This is a genomic window from Flagellimonas profundi, assembly GCF_017313275.1.
Classification (GTDB): domain Bacteria; phylum Bacteroidota; class Bacteroidia; order Flavobacteriales; family Flavobacteriaceae; genus Flagellimonas; species Flagellimonas profundi.
This window is the reverse complement of the sequence record NZ_JAFLNM010000003.1, coordinates 167803-183789: the sequence shown is the minus strand read 5'-3', so window position 1 is coordinate 183789 and position 15987 is coordinate 167803. Positions and strand designations below refer to the sequence as shown.

17 protein-coding genes are annotated in these 15987 nt (G+C 41.4%); 6 read left to right on the top strand and 11 right to left on the bottom strand.

All coding sequences use genetic code 11. The annotated features are described in order from the left end of the window. Nucleotides 1-24: 24 nt before the first annotated feature. The 4 genes from J0654_RS14235 to J0654_RS14220 are packed head-to-tail and all read left to right on the top strand — an operon-like array spanning nt 25 to nt 4640. The gene (locus J0654_RS14235) at nt 25-1413 is read left to right on the top strand and encodes a Gfo/Idh/MocA family protein (RefSeq protein WP_207029783.1); all 1389 of its coding nucleotides are present in this window, start codon (nt 25-27) and stop codon (nt 1411-1413) included. Nucleotides 1414-1427: 14 nt separating this feature from the next. Continuing rightward, the gene (locus J0654_RS14230) at nt 1428-2480 is read left to right on the top strand and encodes a GHMP family kinase ATP-binding protein (protein ID WP_207029782.1); all 1053 of its coding nucleotides are present in this window, start codon (nt 1428-1430) and stop codon (nt 2478-2480) included. A 5-nt stretch (nt 2481-2485) separates the two neighbouring features. Continuing rightward, a complete protein-coding gene (locus J0654_RS14225; protein ID WP_237686010.1) occupies nt 2486-3319 on the top strand; it encodes a sugar phosphate nucleotidyltransferase in 834 nt (277 codons plus the stop codon). A gap of 52 nt (nt 3320-3371) precedes the next feature. Next, the gene (locus tag J0654_RS14220) at nt 3372-4640 is read left to right on the top strand and encodes a sterol desaturase family protein (protein ID WP_207029781.1); all 1269 of its coding nucleotides are present in this window, start codon (nt 3372-3374) and stop codon (nt 4638-4640) included. Here J0654_RS14220 and J0654_RS14215 read toward each other — a convergent pair. The 6 genes from J0654_RS14215 to rsfS form a co-directional block, all read right to left on the bottom strand. Next, nucleotides 4637-4900, bottom strand: a complete 264-nt coding sequence (locus J0654_RS14215; RefSeq protein WP_207029780.1) for an acyl-CoA-binding protein — start codon at nt 4898-4900, stop codon at nt 4637-4639. The genes J0654_RS14220 and J0654_RS14215 overlap by 4 nt on opposite strands. Continuing rightward, a complete protein-coding gene (locus J0654_RS14210; RefSeq protein WP_207029779.1) occupies nt 4893-5558 on the bottom strand; it encodes a phosphatidylserine decarboxylase family protein in 666 nt (221 codons plus the stop codon). The genes J0654_RS14215 and J0654_RS14210 overlap by 8 nt, the downstream gene beginning before the upstream one ends. After that, nucleotides 5548-6351, bottom strand: a complete 804-nt coding sequence (locus J0654_RS14205) for a phosphatidate cytidylyltransferase (RefSeq protein WP_207029778.1) — start codon at nt 6349-6351, stop codon at nt 5548-5550. The genes J0654_RS14210 and J0654_RS14205 overlap by 11 nt, the downstream gene beginning before the upstream one ends. 4 nt (nt 6352-6355) lie before the next feature. Continuing rightward, nucleotides 6356-6964, bottom strand: a complete 609-nt coding sequence (locus J0654_RS14200) for an LUD domain-containing protein (protein WP_207029777.1) — start codon at nt 6962-6964, stop codon at nt 6356-6358. A 66-nt stretch (nt 6965-7030) separates the two neighbouring features. Then, on the bottom strand, nt 7031-8983 hold the full coding sequence (gene ftsH, locus J0654_RS14195) for an ATP-dependent zinc metalloprotease FtsH (RefSeq protein ID WP_207029776.1): 1953 nt from the start codon (nt 8981-8983) through the stop codon (nt 7031-7033). Between the two features lie 6 nt (nt 8984-8989). Beyond that, nucleotides 8990-9367, bottom strand: a complete 378-nt coding sequence (rsfS, locus tag J0654_RS14190; RefSeq protein WP_207029775.1) for a ribosome silencing factor — start codon at nt 9365-9367, stop codon at nt 8990-8992. An 82-nt stretch (nt 9368-9449) separates the two neighbouring features. On the opposite strand from rsfS, the gene J0654_RS14185 reads away from it, so the two are divergent. Further along, nucleotides 9450-10193 (top strand): biotin--[acetyl-CoA-carboxylase] ligase, encoded by a 744-nt coding sequence (locus tag J0654_RS14185; protein ID WP_207029774.1) that lies wholly within the window; start codon nt 9450-9452, stop codon nt 10191-10193. Here the strand turns inward: J0654_RS14185 and J0654_RS14180 are convergent. Beyond that, nucleotides 10187-10585: an SRPBCC family protein gene (locus J0654_RS14180; RefSeq protein WP_207029773.1), complete on the bottom strand. Its 399-nt coding sequence runs from the start codon at nt 10583-10585 to the stop codon at nt 10187-10189. The genes J0654_RS14185 and J0654_RS14180 overlap by 7 nt on opposite strands. 9 nt (nt 10586-10594) lie before the next feature. Then, nucleotides 10595-11236, bottom strand: coding sequence for an orotate phosphoribosyltransferase (gene pyrE, locus J0654_RS14175; protein ID WP_207029772.1), 642 nt, complete (start codon nt 11234-11236; stop codon nt 10595-10597). A 7-nt stretch (nt 11237-11243) separates the two neighbouring features. Between pyrE and J0654_RS14170 the strand changes: the two genes are divergently transcribed. Further along, a complete protein-coding gene (locus tag J0654_RS14170) occupies nt 11244-11843 on the top strand; it encodes an NUDIX hydrolase (RefSeq protein ID WP_207029771.1) in 600 nt (199 codons plus the stop codon). Here the strand turns inward: J0654_RS14170 and J0654_RS14165 are convergent. The 3 genes from J0654_RS14165 to J0654_RS14155 all read right to left on the bottom strand — a co-directional run bounded on the left by J0654_RS14165 (nt 11836) and on the right by J0654_RS14155 (nt 15905). Beyond that, on the bottom strand, nt 11836-13608 hold the full coding sequence (locus tag J0654_RS14165; protein ID WP_207029770.1) for a M14 family metallopeptidase: 1773 nt from the start codon (nt 13606-13608) through the stop codon (nt 11836-11838). The genes J0654_RS14170 and J0654_RS14165 overlap by 8 nt on opposite strands. Nucleotides 13609-13678: 70 nt before the next feature. Then, entirely contained in the window at nt 13679-14092 is a 414-nt protein-coding gene (locus J0654_RS14160; protein ID WP_237686009.1) for a response regulator, read from the bottom strand. After that, the gene (locus J0654_RS14155; RefSeq protein ID WP_207029768.1) at nt 14079-15905 is read right to left on the bottom strand and encodes a PAS domain-containing sensor histidine kinase; all 1827 of its coding nucleotides are present in this window, start codon (nt 15903-15905) and stop codon (nt 14079-14081) included. The genes J0654_RS14160 and J0654_RS14155 overlap by 14 nt, the downstream gene beginning before the upstream one ends. Nucleotides 15906-15987: the final 82 nt, after the last annotated feature.

Here is a 15987-nt window from a genome sequence, read left to right as displayed (position 1 = left end):
AATAACCAATTGACTTTAGGACCAATGAAAAACCTCGATAGAAGAAGTTTTATCCAAAAAACTTCGTTAACCGCTGCCGCAGTTTCGATAGCCCCAACTTATTTAAAAGCCAATTTCGAGAGACCTCTTTCTTCAACCTATATGGGTGGATTTGCTGCACCTAAATTGGAAAACGTTCGTGCTGCTTTTATTGGAGTAGGAGCCAGAGGGGGAACGCATGCCAAGTTTTTTGCCGCTCTGGAAGGAACTGAGGTAGTCGCTATCTGTGATCTTTATGAGGATTTGGTAAAAGAAAAGACGCAATGGGTAAAGGATGCCGCAGGAGCAAATCGACATAAAAATATAGCTCAATACTGGGGTGATGAAGATAAGTGGCGAACCATGCTTAAAGAAGTAAACCCCGATGTGGTGTTTATCGCTACCAATTGGGCCAATCATGCACCAATGGCCATTGGGGCCATGGAAAATGGGGCCCATGCCTTTGTTGAGGTCCCTATAGCTACCACCATTCAGGATATGTGGGACATAGTGGATACCAGTGAACGCACCCAAAAGCATTGTATGATGTTGGAGAACGTTAACTACAGCCGAGATGAACTGATGTTCCTTAATATGTGCCGACAAGGGGTAATTGGAGAGATCTTGCATGGCGAAGCTGCCTATATCCACGAATTGCGTTGGCAAATGGAAGAGCAAGAAAGGGGTACAGGCTCTTGGAGAACATACCACTATGCCAAAAGAAATGGGAATTTATACCCGACCCATGGTTTGGGACCTGTTGCCCAATATATGAACTTGGCAAGACAAGATGATACTTTTGGTAGCTTGGTTTCATTCTCGACCCCGGCAAGAGGACGCGAGTTATATGCTGAAAAAAATTATCCAGCGGATCATAAATGGAATCAACTCGATTTTAAGGGTGGGGATTTGAATACATCCATCATCAAAACCGCGATGGGAAAAACCATTATGGTGCAGTGGGATGAAACCAGTCCTAGACCCTATTCCCGACTGAATTTAGTGCAGGGAACCAAAGGTATTTTAGCTGGATTTCCGACCCGCGTAGCTTTAGAAGGTGGTGTGGAAGGACTTACAGAAGATCACCACTCTTGGGTACAAGGTGAGCAGCTCGAAAGATTATACGAAAAATATGATCACCCGCTCTATAAACGGCTAAATGAAGCAGCTAAGGGAAGTGGGCATGGAGGAATGGACGGAATCATGGTGTACCGCATAGTAGAATGCCTGCAAAAAGGATTGCCTTTGGACCAGAATGTTTACGAAGGATGCCTATGGAGTGCTGTTTCCCCATTGAGTGAACGTTCGGTGGCCAGCGGCGGGGCACCACAACCCTTCCCCGATTTTACACGAGGCAATTGGAAGGATACAGAGCCGTTGCAAATTATAAATTAAGTAGACTGTAACCAATGATTGAAATAAAAGTACCCGCTCGAATCTGTTTTTACGGGGATCATCAGGATTATTTGGGATTGCCAGTTATCGCCGGGACCATTGATCGCTACATCAATTTAAAGGCAAGCCCAAATACCGATAGTATATATCTTTTAAAGTTATTGGACCTTAAAGCGAATACATCCATTGCGTTGGACGATGATTTAAAGCAAGTTCAAGCCGATGATTATTTTAGGTCCGTGATGGCCGTTTTAAAAAAAGAAGGTTTTCAGTTTGATCAGGGTTACGATATCGAAATATCGGGAAACATTCCTGTAAATGCCGGACTTTCCAGTTCTTCTGCGCTAGTTGTGGCATGGATACGTTTTTTGGTAGCTACGCAAGGAAAGTCGGAAGAAATAAGCGACTTTCAAATCGGGAGATGGGCGTATGAGGCCGAAGTACTGTTCTTTGATCAGCCTGGAGGTTTAATGGATCAATATACTATAGCCCAAAAAGGATTACTCTATATTGATACCCAGAGTGGTGAAAGTACTCGCCTCAATGCCAAATTGGGAAAATTGCTGGTGGCAGAGTCTGGAGTGCCCAAAAAAACCTTGGAGGTATTAAAGAATGCCCGGGTATATGCTCAAAAAGCTACGGCGGCCGTCAAAAGTGTTCATTCAGAGTTTGAACTGGAACATGCCACTTTGGAGGATTATGAAAAATATGTCAATCTGGTGCCCAAGAAGCTTCAGGGGTACTGGTACGCTACTATTTATAACTATCACATCACCTTGGAAGCAAAAAAAGAGTTGTTAAAGGCTAATCCCGATATCCAGGTTTTGGGAGATTTAATGAACCAACACCAGACCATTCTTCAAAATGAAATTAAAAATACACCTTTTGAAATGGTGGAGATGATGGATGCTGCGCGCAGTGCTGGAGCGATAGGAACAAAGATCATTGGTTCGGGTGGTGGTGGCTGTATGGTGTCCATAATCACGGACGATATTGAGGAAAAGGTAAAAAAGGCGTTTTTGGACAAGGGTGCCAAGGCGGTCTACACAGTAGAATTAACAAGTTGATTATAATGGAGAATACAAGTTTGATCATCATGGTAGGTGGTGCATCTTCACGGATGAAGCGAAGCCTAAAAGATATGGAAGGTCAAAAGGATGTTATGGACAATATCCCCCATAAAAGTTTAATTCCCGTTGGGAAAAATGGGAGACCCTTTTTGTACTATCTGGTTCAGAATGCTGTGGAAGCAGGATACACCAAACTTTATTTGATCACTAGCCCTGAAAATGAGGCTTTTCGGAATTTGAAGGAGCAAGACGATCTTCCAACAGGATTGGAGGTTTTCTTGGCCGTGCAATCGGTGCCAGAAGGAAGAACAAAACCATTGGGCACCGCTGATGCCCTTCAACAATGTTTGGATCAGTATCCAGAATTGAAGCAAACCACGTTTACGGTTTGTAATGGGGATAATCTATACTCCATTGGTGCTTTGCAAGATTTACGGGAAGAAAGAAAAGCTCCCCATGCCTTGATCAGTTATGGCAGTTCGGGTTTTGATTATACCGAGGAGCGCATTGCGAAGTTTGCCGTAATGGATATTTCTCCAGATGGTTTTTTGCAAGACATTATTGAAAAACCTGACATGGAAGATGTTCCCAAATATAAAGATGCCTCAGGTGAGCTACGGGTTAGCATGAACATTTTTAGTTTTTCCGGGAAGGAAATCTATCCCTATTTAGAAAAATGTCCTATTGACCCAGTACGCAAAGAAAAGGAATTGCCCAAGGCCGTTGACACCTTGGTTGCCGAACAACCGAAAAGCGTCCTGTGTATTCCTCGCTCCGAGCATATTCCCGATTTAACAGATGCCAACGATATTCAGTTATTTAAAAATTTAAAGTAACTTATAAGCACATAATCCCATTCTTGCATTGAGCAAAGCGTAAATTTTTGAAATGGAATCGTATGCAACAGCATTGTTATATGCTACACCGTTTTTTATTGGCTTAGTATTGATTGAAATTCTTTACGGTCGGTTTGTAAAAGATCAGAAACACAATCTCATGGATACCGTGAGCAGTCTTAGCTCTGGTCTGACCAATGTGGTAAAGGATTCTCTGGGGCTGGTACTTATTTTGGTAAGCTATCCCTTTTTATTGGAGCATTTGGCCTTGGTGGAAATAAAGGCTACGTGGTTAGTTTGGACAGTGGCCTTTATTGCCCTGGATTTTGCTGGCTATTGGAACCATAGGCTGAGCCATCATATCAATTTTTTTTGGAACCAACATGTGATTCATCATAGTAGTGAAGAGTTTAATTTGGCATGTGCGCTAAGGCAGCCCATTTCAAATTTGCTGGGGTATTACGCACTTTTATTGATTCCTGCCGCTCTTTTGGGGGTCCCCAACCAAGTGATTGCGATACTTGCTCCCATCCATTTGTTTGCCCAGTTTTGGTATCACACCCAACATATTGGTAAAATGGGGGTTTTGGAGTATGTGATCGTGACCCCGTCACAGCATCGTGTGCATCATGCCATTAATCCAGAGTACATCGATAAAAACCTTGGACAGATATTCTGTGTCTGGGATAGGATGTTCGGAACCTTTCAGGAGGAGTTGGATGAGGTGCCTCCGCAATACGGCGTATTAAAACCGGCAAATACCTGGAATCCGATAATCATCAACTTTCAGCATTTATGGCGGTTGATACAGGATGCATGGAGGACCAAAAGCTATCTGGACAAACTACGGATTTGGTTTATGCCCACAGGTTGGCGGCCTAAAGATGTAAAGGAAAAATATCCTGTTACTATTATAGAGAACGTGTACAACTTTAGGAAGTATCAACCCGAGGCATCTAGATCCTTAAAGGGGTATGCACTCTTTCAGTTGATCGTTACCACCTTTTTAATGCTCTTTATGTTTTACAGTTACTCGGAGATTGGTTTTGATGGCCTTTTACTTTTCGGTGCGTTTATTTTTGTGGGCATTTATGGATATACAACCTTAATGGATCGTAAGAACTACGCAGTTTGGATTGAAATGGTCCGAGGAATAGGGGGGGTGATACTTATTTATGTAACCAACGATTGGTTTGGGATCGACACGTATTTTTCGGCGGCAAGCTACTTTGTGGCCTTTTATTTTTTGGTGACGATTTTTGGAGCTATCTATTTTACGTATTTCGAGAAATCGTTTGCTACCCCAAATTTGGTTTCTTAGAGGGTTTTTAGCTCTTTTTCCACCAATTCCACATATTTTTCCATGGCCTCTTCCACACTTATTCTCTTTGCTTGGAAAAGGGCGTTTGCCTTGAATGCATTGATAAGGGGGGTCCTACTACCTGGGTTATCAAAGTTTTTGTTCGCAATTTTGAAGTAGGCATAGAGTTTTAGCAACAGATCGGCTGGCAATGGATCGGTGTAGTCGTTAACAAAGTTAACGGCGTCGTTGAATCTTTTATGTAATTCTTCGTTAATCATCCAATGGTCTAACGGAAGCAATGCAAGTGCGTGCTCCAACTACTTTTTGATTGAGTTTTACGTTAATATCACAGTCTAGCGGTAACAACAGATCTACTCTGGACCCAAATTTTATGAATCCAGCATCCTCGCCCTGAGTAACTTGTTCGCCCTCTTCGGCATAGTTTACGATCCTACGTGCCATGGCACCTGCTATTTGTCTGTACCCGATTTCCCCAAATTTTGGTGTGTGCAGTATTATAGTGGTACGTTCATTTTCAGTACTGGATTTTGGGTGCCAGGCCACCAAATATTTTCCGGGGTGGTATTTGGAATAGGTAACTGTTCCGCTAGCCGGATACCTTGTAACGTGCACATTGGTGGGAGACATGAATATGGATACTTGCTTTCTGTTCTCTTTGAAGTATTCGGGCTCGTAAACCTCTTCGATTACAACCACTTTTCCATCAACTGGGGCCAATATTTCATCAAAATTGGGCGTGACCAACCTTTTTGGGTTCCTAAAAAATTGTAGAATAGCTATCAAAAGCAACAATGCAGCAATTTGTACCGTAAACCGAATCCATTCAACATCAATGAAGTACTGTGCGGTCAATACCACAGCTACCACTAAAAAAAATGTGGTGATAATAATTTTTTGCCCCTCTTTATGAAACATAGGAGAATATAGTTAAAATCAAATAAGCAAAAGGTGCTGCAAAAACCAAGCTATCCAGTCGGTCCCAAATTCCGCCATGTCCAGGTAAAATAGCCCCGCTATCCTTTACTCCTGCCATTCGTTTGAATTTTGATTCCAATAAATCGCCCAAACTTCCTGCAATCACTATTAAACAGGCCATTGCCATCCATTCCATTACCGTGAGCCTTGTTTCGTACCACGATAAAAAATAAGCAGCTACCAGTGCAAAAATAAGACCTCCAACAGAACCTTCAATGGTTTTTTTTGGTGAAACTGAAGGAAAAAGTTTTGTGCGGCCAAAAGTTCGGCCCACTAAATAGGCAAACGTATCATTGACCCATATCAAAATAAAGATGCCCATGATCAAAAACTGGGCAAATTCATCGATCTTATAGGGGATCATAGTTAAAAAAATACATCCGCCCCCAATGTAGAAGAGTCCAATAAAAAACTTCTGAAAACTGGTGAAATTCCTGGGGCCTTTAGAGAAAAGAAACATCAGTAATGCGATATCCACGGTAATGGTCAACAGCATCAAAAGGTTGATGGCAGTTGTGTCATTGGTCAAATAAATAAAGACCCACCATAACGCCAAATAGGCCATAAACACATAATATCCTTTTAAACGGACAATACGTTTAAATTCATATAGACAAGCCAAACCAAAGGTCATAAATAAAAAATCGAAGGCATCCGAGCTCAAGAATACCGCTCCTAGCAAAAGTACCACGTAAATCACTCCTGTTATGGAGCGTCGCAAAAGCTCTCTCATTTATTTAGAAATCTTCTAGGAGTAAAAGATATACATTTTTTGAGGCACTTCCGTAGGAAAGAAAGTCATCTTTGTTTTCGGGAGTTTGCTGAAAGTGCTTTAAGGTTGTAATGTTATTGGGAATATTTTTTTGATAGCGTTCTTTGATAATTTTGAGTGCTTCACTGATGGAATCCACCAATTGACTTGTGGTGGCAAAAACCACCAAGTTGGAAGGGAGTTCGTTTAATTTCTTTTCCTTTATTTGATTGGAGCATACCAAAATGGAACCGTTGTGTGCAACAAGGTGCTCACAGGTTGTAAAGAAAATATCGCTTTCGTTGCGGTCATTGGTGAAGTTAATGTTCTCCGAAGCAAAACGTGTTTCCAATCTGGGATCCATGGAATAAAAAAGATGGTTTTGCCAATCATTTTCCGAAATAATGTTTTTTAACGCTTCGGAAACCTCTGCAAAATCTTCGCAGTAGATAAATTTGCCACCATTTTTTTTAAAGTAGATGGTAAATTTCTCATCTACGGGAATCTTTAAATCGGGCATGTGCTCACCACGGGTTTCCGTGGTTTCCTTGGAAACCTTTTTTCCTCCTCCGAAAAGTTTTTTAAAAACTCCCATTTATGGTTATGCGTTCTTTTCTACTGAATCAATATAATTCTTTTGGTTAGATTTTGCTAAATGATTTTATTCGGCAGGTTCAAGTTTTTCTTCCTCTTTTTCAAAAGGTCTCTGGCCAAAAATCTTTTCCAAATCGTCTTTAAAAATAACCTCTTTGTCCAAAAGTCTTTCGGCAAGTTCGGTAAGCTTGTCTTTATTGTCTTCCAACAATTTAATAGCTCGCTGATACTGCTTTTCTATCATTTTGGATATCTCTTGGTCAATTTTTTGGGCCGTTTCTTCACTATACGGTTTGGTGAACCCGTACTCGTTCTGTCCTGAAGAATCGTAATAGGTAATGTTCCCCAATTCATCATTAAGCCCATATATGGTAACCATGGCACGAGCTTGTTTGGTTACTTTTTCCAAATCACTCAATGCACCTGTGGAAATTTTGCCGAACATTACTTTTTCTGCGGCTCTACCACCCATGGTCGCACACATTTCATCGAACATTTGCTCTGGTCGAACAATTAAGCGTTCTTCGGGAAGGTACCAAGCGGCACCCAGCGATTGTCCACGCGGTACAATGGTAACTTTTACCAACGGTGCAGCATGTTCCAACATCCAGCTTACGGTGGCGTGCCCTGCTTCGTGGAAGGCAATGGTTTTCTTTTCGTCCGGGGTGATGATTTTGTTCTTCTTTTCCAGACCTCCAACAATTCTGTCAACGGCATCCAAGAAGTCTTGTTTTGTCACCGCTTTTTTCTCTTTACGGGCGGCGATAAGTGCAGCTTCGTTACAGACATTGGCAATATCTGCTCCTGAGAAACCGGGTGTTTGCTTGGCCAAAAAGTCCAAATCCAGTGTTTCTGCCGTTTTAATGGGACGAAGGTGAACTTCGAATATTTCCTTTCTTTCGTTAAGGTCGGGTAGGTCAACATAAATTTGACGGTCAAAACGCCCTGCACGCATCAATGCTTTATCCAGTACATCGGCACGGTTGGTTGCAGCCAACACAATTACGTTGGTGTTGGTGCCGAAACCATCCATTTCGGTCAATAACTGGTTCAATGTATTTTCACGCTCGTCATTGGAACCCGTAAAGTTGTTCTTTCCCCTTGCACGTCCAATTGCGTCGATTTCATCAATAAATATGATGGCGGGTGATTTGTCCTTCGCTTGTTTGAACAAATCCCTTACCCTTGATGCCCCCACACCTACGAACATCTCCACGAAGTCTGAACCTGATAGTGAGAAGAAAGGCACTTTTGCCTCACCTGCCACGGCTTTTGCCAAAAGGGTCTTACCTGTACCGGGAGGGCCTACCAAAAGGGCTCCCTTTGGTATTTTACCCCCAAGGGAGGTATATTTATCCGGGTTTTTAAGGAACTCTACGATTTCCTGAACTTCTTCTTTTGCACCTTCCAAGCCTGCTACATCTTTAAAAGATGTACGGGTATCCGTTTTTTCATCGAATAGTTTGGCCTTGGATTTTCCGATATTGAAAATCTGTCCGCCTGCACCACCTCCTGCACCACCAGACATTCTGCGCATGAGGTATATCCAAATACCTATAATAAGAGCGAATGGCAGCAGGGTCAAGAATATTTCACCGAGCACATTGGATTCCGTGTCGAATTCGACAATGGTGTCCAAGTTGTTTTCTTTCTTGATTTCCGTGATTTCATTCTGGAAAATCTGGAGGTCTCCGTAGTCCAGAACGTATTGTGGTACCAGACCAGTGGAGGGGAAAAGGGGTTTCTCGGCCACACCTTTGTGGACGTCCTTTTTCATGGCCTCCTCGGTAAGGTATACCTTGGCCTGACGCGTATTTGTAATGATGACGATTTTGGATATGTCACCGTTGCGTAAAAATTCCTGTAACTCAGAAGTTGTGGTTTTTTCTGTGCTAGAAAAACTGCTTCCTCCAAAAAATTGGAAGCCAATTATAATAGCGATTACCACACCATAAATCCACCACGAGCTAAAGCGTGGTTTCTTTGGAGCATTATTATTCGGGTTGTTTTCGTTTGCCATTTTTTCTTAAGAATTGTAACTGCTTTCCACCATAGTGACCTTGGCATCTCCCCAAAGCCCTTCAATGTCATAAAATTCCCTAATGTGTTTTTGAAATACATGTACCACAACATTTACATAATCCATCAGCACCCATTCAGCGTTTTCAGAGCCTTCAACATGCCATGGCTTGTCGTGTATGGCTTTGCTTACCTTCTTTTGGATGGAGGATACTATTGCGTTAACATGTGTGTTGGAAGTACCAGTGCAGATGATAAAGTAGTCGCAAACTGTATTTTCGATTTCCCTAAGGTCCAGTAGATTTATATCAACTCCTTTAACGTCTTCTATTCCTTCCAGGATCAAGGCAATCAATTCATCTGCACTAGCTTTCGTTTTCTGCATTCAAAAAATTTAGTTTTTACAAAGTTATGTTTTTTTTGTTTTCTTAGCCCTAGTTTTTAACAAATCGTAAAGGCTTGTCACATTGGGAAAACATTTTCAATTACTCAAACTTGATGCCACGGATTCCACAAATCAATATTTAAAGGATTTGTTGCGCTCGGAAAATCCGTTGGATTATACTGTTGTTGTTGCCGAAAAACAATTGAACGGTAGGGGGCAGATGGGAACGGTTTGGTATTCCGAAAGCAGCAAAAACCTTACATTCAGCGTGTTGCGAAGGTTTGATGCGTTAAGTGTCAAACATCAGTTTGTTCTGAACATTGCCATTTCCATGGCGGTTTATGATGTGTTGGAAGAATTTTTGGTGCCAAATGTGAAGATAAAATGGCCCAACGACATTATGTCAGGTTCCAAGAAAGTTTGTGGCATTTTGATCGAAAATGTGCTCAAAGGTGAAAGGGTGGGACAGTCCATTATCGGAATTGGCTTGAACGTGAACCAAACGGATTTTGAAAATTTGGACAAAGCTTCCTCTTTGAAACGAATTACAGGCCGCAATTTTGATCTGGATGAACTGCTCCAAAAACTCCTGGAGCGTATCTGGTTGCGTTTGGAAGCTATCGAATCCAAGACCGTCACGCAATTGTTGCCCTTCTACGAAAAGTTACTTTTTAGAAAGGACAAACCTTCCACTTTTACCGATGGCGACGGAGAAATGTTCATGGGGTATATCCGAAGGGTTTCATCTTCCGGAAAATTGGTGATCGAGCTGGAGGATAGGATATTTAAAGAATTTGATCTAAAGCAAGTAAGCTTGCTTTACTGACCTATTTTGTCCAAGTTGTTGGACAGGGTTCCCATAAAATTGGTAATGGGTGCTTTGATCATCATGGCCATCATGGCATTGAACTCTCCTTCAAAACTCAATGCAACTTCGCTTTCGTTTTCGCCCAGAGCGTTAATGTCCGCGGTCAATGTAAAGGGCAGCTTATCGCTGGCAGCGCCCAATACCACTTTGTCATTCGGGTTTTGTTCCTTTAACCGGAGCACGATTTCGGGCATGCCTTTCAATGCAAATTTAAAAGTGTTCTCGTCCAACACTTCGAATTTGTCTATGTTATCGGGCATCAGTATTTCAAAGTTTTTGATATTGGTCAAGAACTCAAATACTTCCTTGTCGCTTTTAGCTACCTGCTTTGTTGGGGTTTCAATGTGCATTGTAAATTTTTATTTCTTCCATTCTTGTGGATTGGATCTCCACTCCAATAGGGTCTGTAATTGATTTTGTTGAATGTAGTTGGTCTCCGAGGCTTGTTCGATCAGGTTTTGGTAATCGGATAGCGTATGAAGTTCCACACCCTCTTTTTCAAAGTTTTCGATGGATACGGGAAAACCATAGGTGAATATTGCGATCATACCTTTAATATCGGCATTTTGAGCCTTCAGGGCCTGCACGGCATTTAAACTGCTGTTGCCCGTACTTATAAGGTCTTCGATGACCACGACGCTCTGCCCAGCTTCAAAATAACCTTCAATTTGGTTTTGCCTTCCGTGCTCTTTTGGTTTTGGTCTTACATAAACAAAGGGGAGACCCAGTGCTTCGGCGACCAAAATTCCAATTCCGATGGCGCCAGTAGCGACTCCTGCGATTACATCTGGCCTACCATAGAGTTTCTCGACTTGTTTGGCAATTTCTTCCCTCACAAAATTCCGCACTTGGGGGTAAGAGAGCATGATCCTATTATCGCAATAAATAGGCGATTTCCAACCCGAAGCCCAAGTAAAAGGATTTTCAGGTTCCAACTTAATTGCATTAATTTGTAATAACAGCTCGGCTGTTTTTTTTGCGATTTGCTTATCTAAAACCATTGCGCAAATGTATGAAGTTTTTGTTAATGAGGCTCCACTGATCTTAACAAACGAGCGCCCCCAGGATTCCAATGGTAATTTGTTTTCTTTGGATGGTGATTCCATTGTTGAGGCTATCAAGCTTTTGTCCAAAAAGAAGCTGAAGAAGGCCTATCTGTATCATCCCGATGATGAAAAAATACTGAAGCTTTTTATGCATAAAATACCTGTAGTGGTTGCTGGTGGTGGATTTGTAATCAACAAAAAAGGGAAGGTCCTCTTCATTTACAGGAATGGAAAATGGGATTTGCCCAAGGGAAAGGTTGATAAAGGGGAATCCATAGAAAATGCCGCAATTCGCGAAGTAGAGGAAGAAACAGGCGTAAAAAACCTTAAAATAGAACGGTTTCTGCATACCACTTATCACATCTTTAAAAGAAATGGTGAATACCGTTTGAAACAAACGCACTGGTTTGTTATGTCCACCAATTATAAAGGGAAATTGGTGGCAGAAAAATCCGAAGGCATCAAAAAGGTGAAGTGGAAAGGTGCCCGAAAGACCAAAAAGGCATTAAAAAATTCTTACCATAACATTAAGGTTCTGTTCGAGGATTGGCCCTTTAATTAGGCAATAATCCCGAGGCATCGCTCCCTTTAGCCACGCGGTAAATCGGATAGGTGAGATAGGCTTCTTCAAAATGTTCCGATCGTTCAAAAATCCAATTGAGCTGAGCATACCAGTTGTTGGTAAAATTCAGATCAGCCTCTTTTTTAGTTTCAAATTCTTGTTGCAATAGCGAATCACTTTGCAACATTTCCAATGCCACATCTTCAAAAACATAAGGGGAGAAACCTTCTTTTCGCTGTAGAACGGTGTCAAAAAAGTTCCAATTGAAAAATGAGTCGGTGCCTTGTGGTTCCAAGGTTTCCAAAAGGTATCTAATTCCTGGTTGGCGCGTGGGAACCCATAAATCGCCTTCTCTAAAATGGACCTGCTCGGTGTTTTTTGCCACTTGGGTGTTGGAATGCAGGTAATGGCCTTCATAGGGTGCATTTCGGGTATCGTAATCCACAATGCGGTAGGTCTCCACGGTAAGTGTGGTATCTTTTTTTAACGGTGTATATTGAATTTTGTTGGCATCCAATCGTTCTATGACCCCTTGCCAACTTTTCTTAATAAGGTAGGCGTCAGGAACATCAATGGTGTCCGCTGGATAAAAATAATCTTGGTAAACGGTTTCCTTGGTAAAGGGCTTGTCCCTATTGTACTTTAAACGTGGTAGGCCTGTTACTTCACTAGTAATCTGTTCCGCCTCATATCCTTTAAAGTTAAGTTTGGAACTTTGTGTAGTGTCCACTTGCCAATTAAAGTAATACTCGGAAATATCTAAATTTTTCTCCAAGGTTTCTTTACGTAGTGTTTTTATGTGCTCATGTTCTTCTTCAACCACCTCAATTAGGCTTTGCATGAGATCGTAGGTGCCCTCAACGCGTTGTTTGTAGGGTTTTAGCATATGGGTTTCCACCATGAGTCCCAAAGTACTCCATAGTGTAGTGTATCCTGTGGAATACCTAGGGTAATCCATAAACTGGCTGAACCCCATCTCTGGTGGCACGTTAAATACATTTACGTAAGGGGTAATGTCCCAATCTTTCTCCGCCAGTGAATTTTCTAAACTTGGCATCAATGTTTCATGCAGGTATTCGCCCATTTCGCCTCCCAATTTGTTGTGTTGCGTAAATAAGTGGGTCAAGGTGTATTGGTAATCCGCTCCATTGCTCACATGGTTGTCAATGAACACATCGGGCTTCACCCTGTGAAATATTTGGGCGAAGGTCTGTGCATTCTGGGTGTCCATTTTGATAAAATCCCGATTGAGGTCGTAGTTACGGGCATTGCCACGAAAGCCATATTCCAGTGGACCGTTTTGATTGGCCCTTGTGGTGGAATTCCTGTTCAATGAACCACCTACGTTGTAGATGGGTATGGTAACCAGCACCGTATTTTGGGGCATGTCCAGTTTTTCGGTGGCCAAATCCCTGTAAAGCATCATTGTGGCATCGATGCCATCGCTTTCTCCTGGATGTATACCATTATTTATCAGGATGATGGATTTCTCCTTTCGTATATTCTCGTAGTTAAAATCTCCATCAGGATTAAATGTGACGATGTGCAATGGATAGCCACTGTCCGTTTTGCCAATGGTGTGAATGTTTATTTCTGGAAATTCCCGGGCAAGTGCGATATAATAATCAATAGTTTGTTGATAAGTGGCTGTTTCCTTACCGTTGGACATTTCATAATGTGTTGGATACGAAGGTTTCTCGTCCTTGGTCTCCGATTCGCAGGATGCAAAAAGAAATAGTGCCGTAAAAAAAACAATGTACTTCAAAATACTTCGGGAACTTTGGTTTGCACAAATACCTGTGCATGATTGCCCCAAAAATACGGATTATTATAATTTATGAAGCGGCTGTGATGCAGCCGAGATCATTTGATTCAATTTTAAAAATGGGTTTGTTCTTAAAGTTGAGTGTATACGGACACCTATCTTTGAAACCGTTCCATTTTTCGTAATCCATGGGATCTATTGAAGAAGTGATCATATTGATGACGATATGCTCATTGATGTCCAAAGCGATAATTTCATCCAGAAAATCCCATCCATCCATAATTGGCATGTTGATGTCCAGGAAAATAACCTCGGGAATAATTCTCCCGTTCTCTTTTCTTTCTTTAACGGCCTCGTAAGCTTCCTGTCCATTCTGAAAAATTTGAATATCGTCGCAAATAACAACCGATTTCAACATTTTTTTAATACCAAACACGGTAATGGGATCATCGTCCACGATAAAAATACAACTAACTGTCTTCATAAAAATACACATTAAATGTAGTGCCTTTGTCAACTTCGCTTTGCACTGTTATACTTCCGCCCATAGCTTCGATTTGGTTCCTGACCAAGTAAAGACCAAAGCCTTTGGCATCTTCTCTGTTATGGAATGTTTTGTACATCCCGAAAATTTTGTCTCCGTATTTATTCAAATCAATCCCCAAGCCGTTGTCGGATATGCTCAATACAATACCGTCTTCGGATTTAACCGAATTAAGGGTAATTAATGGTGCACGGTTAGGGCTTTTATATTTGACCGCATTGGAAATTAGGTTCAATATAATGCTGTCCAAGTAGGCCGGCACACAATTTACTTCTATATTTTCTCCAATATTATTTATGATTTCGGTATTGTTCTTGTCTAAAAATGCTGCAAGATTTTGTAGCACCTTTACAGTGTTCTGCTTCAAGTTTAGGGTCTTCCTAGGAGCCGATGTATTGGTGTTAACATCTACCACTTGATTCAGGTTTCCTAAAGTCTCCAGTAAATTATCCGATGCCTGTGAGAGCATATCGATTATGCGCTGTCTCTCCTGCGGGTCTTTTTCTGAGTTTAAAAAGCCTAAGAGCATGGAGAAATTTGCTGAGTGGGAACGCAAATTGTGAGAAACAATATGAGCAAAACCTAGAAGCTTTTGGTTCTGTGTAGAGGTAATGTCGATCAAGTTGTGCAGTTCTTCCTCTTTCCTTTTCATGGATGTTATATCCAAACTCATACCTATTAGTCCGCAAACCTTGCCCTCTAAATCAAAATGTGGAATTTTGGAGGTTAAAAAATAGGTTGTTTTTCCATTAAGCTCGCTTATGGTTTCTTTGCCAATTATCGGTGTTAGATGCCTCATGACCTGTATATCCTCTTCTCTGGAAACTTGGGCCATTTGCTCATCATAAAGCTCAAAATCATTTTTACCGATAAGTTGCTCTGCACTTTTGTTGAAGTAACAGCACTCACCCTTGTTTACCAATACCTTTCTGGATTCGAGGTCCTTTACGTAAACATTTAAAGGGAGGCTGTCCACCAAAGTAGAAAGTAATTGTTGGTGCTCCTTTACCCTGGTTTCGGCCATTTCTTCATCGTGAATATCTTTTATGGTCCCGAAAATTTTTCTGACTTTTCCTTTTTTAACAAACGGTTTTCCTGTTATGCGGACCCATCTTTCCTCTCCATGGTAGGTAACCAGCATTAATTTTATATCGTAGGGTTGATGACTTACCCTAACCTTGTGGAACAGCATGGAAACTTTGTTTCGGCTGTACCCTGACTTAAAAAAGTCAATGGACTCCAAGGCAGTGGGCTGGTAGCTCTCTGGAACTTGATGTATGCGCTTTGTTTCCTTGCACCAATAAAGTTCATCGGTTTTAACATCATATTCCCACCAACCGGTTTTGGATACTTCGACCTTGGTTTCCAAAATATTATTCAACCAGTCGATTTTTTGTTCTTTTTGAACTTCGGAAGTAATATCATCGGTCTGAACAATGGTCCCTATCACATTCTCTTCCTTGTCGAACCAAGGGGCGAAATAGCTTTTTAAGTAACGGGTTCCATCATTGGCTTCCGTTTTGTGTTGTAGCGTAAATGGTTTATTGTCCTTAAGTCTTTGTTCGAGGTCTGATGCCTCTGGATAAAGATCAAAAATTCTGGTTTTTGAGTTTTTGTCTTGTGGTGGTAAGCCAAATATTCCCAACCAAGAGCAGGAGGCATCCAATAATACCCCTTCTTTGCAAAGAAGGGCTGTTGCCTTAGGCAATTGTTTTAGTAAGTAAAATTGGTCAACGCTCTCAGCTGCTTTCAAAACTCGGGGGTTGTTTAAAAACTTTAAGGTTCTAAGAAATTTCTGACCAATGTATGATTATTCAATATGTAATTCGATTTAA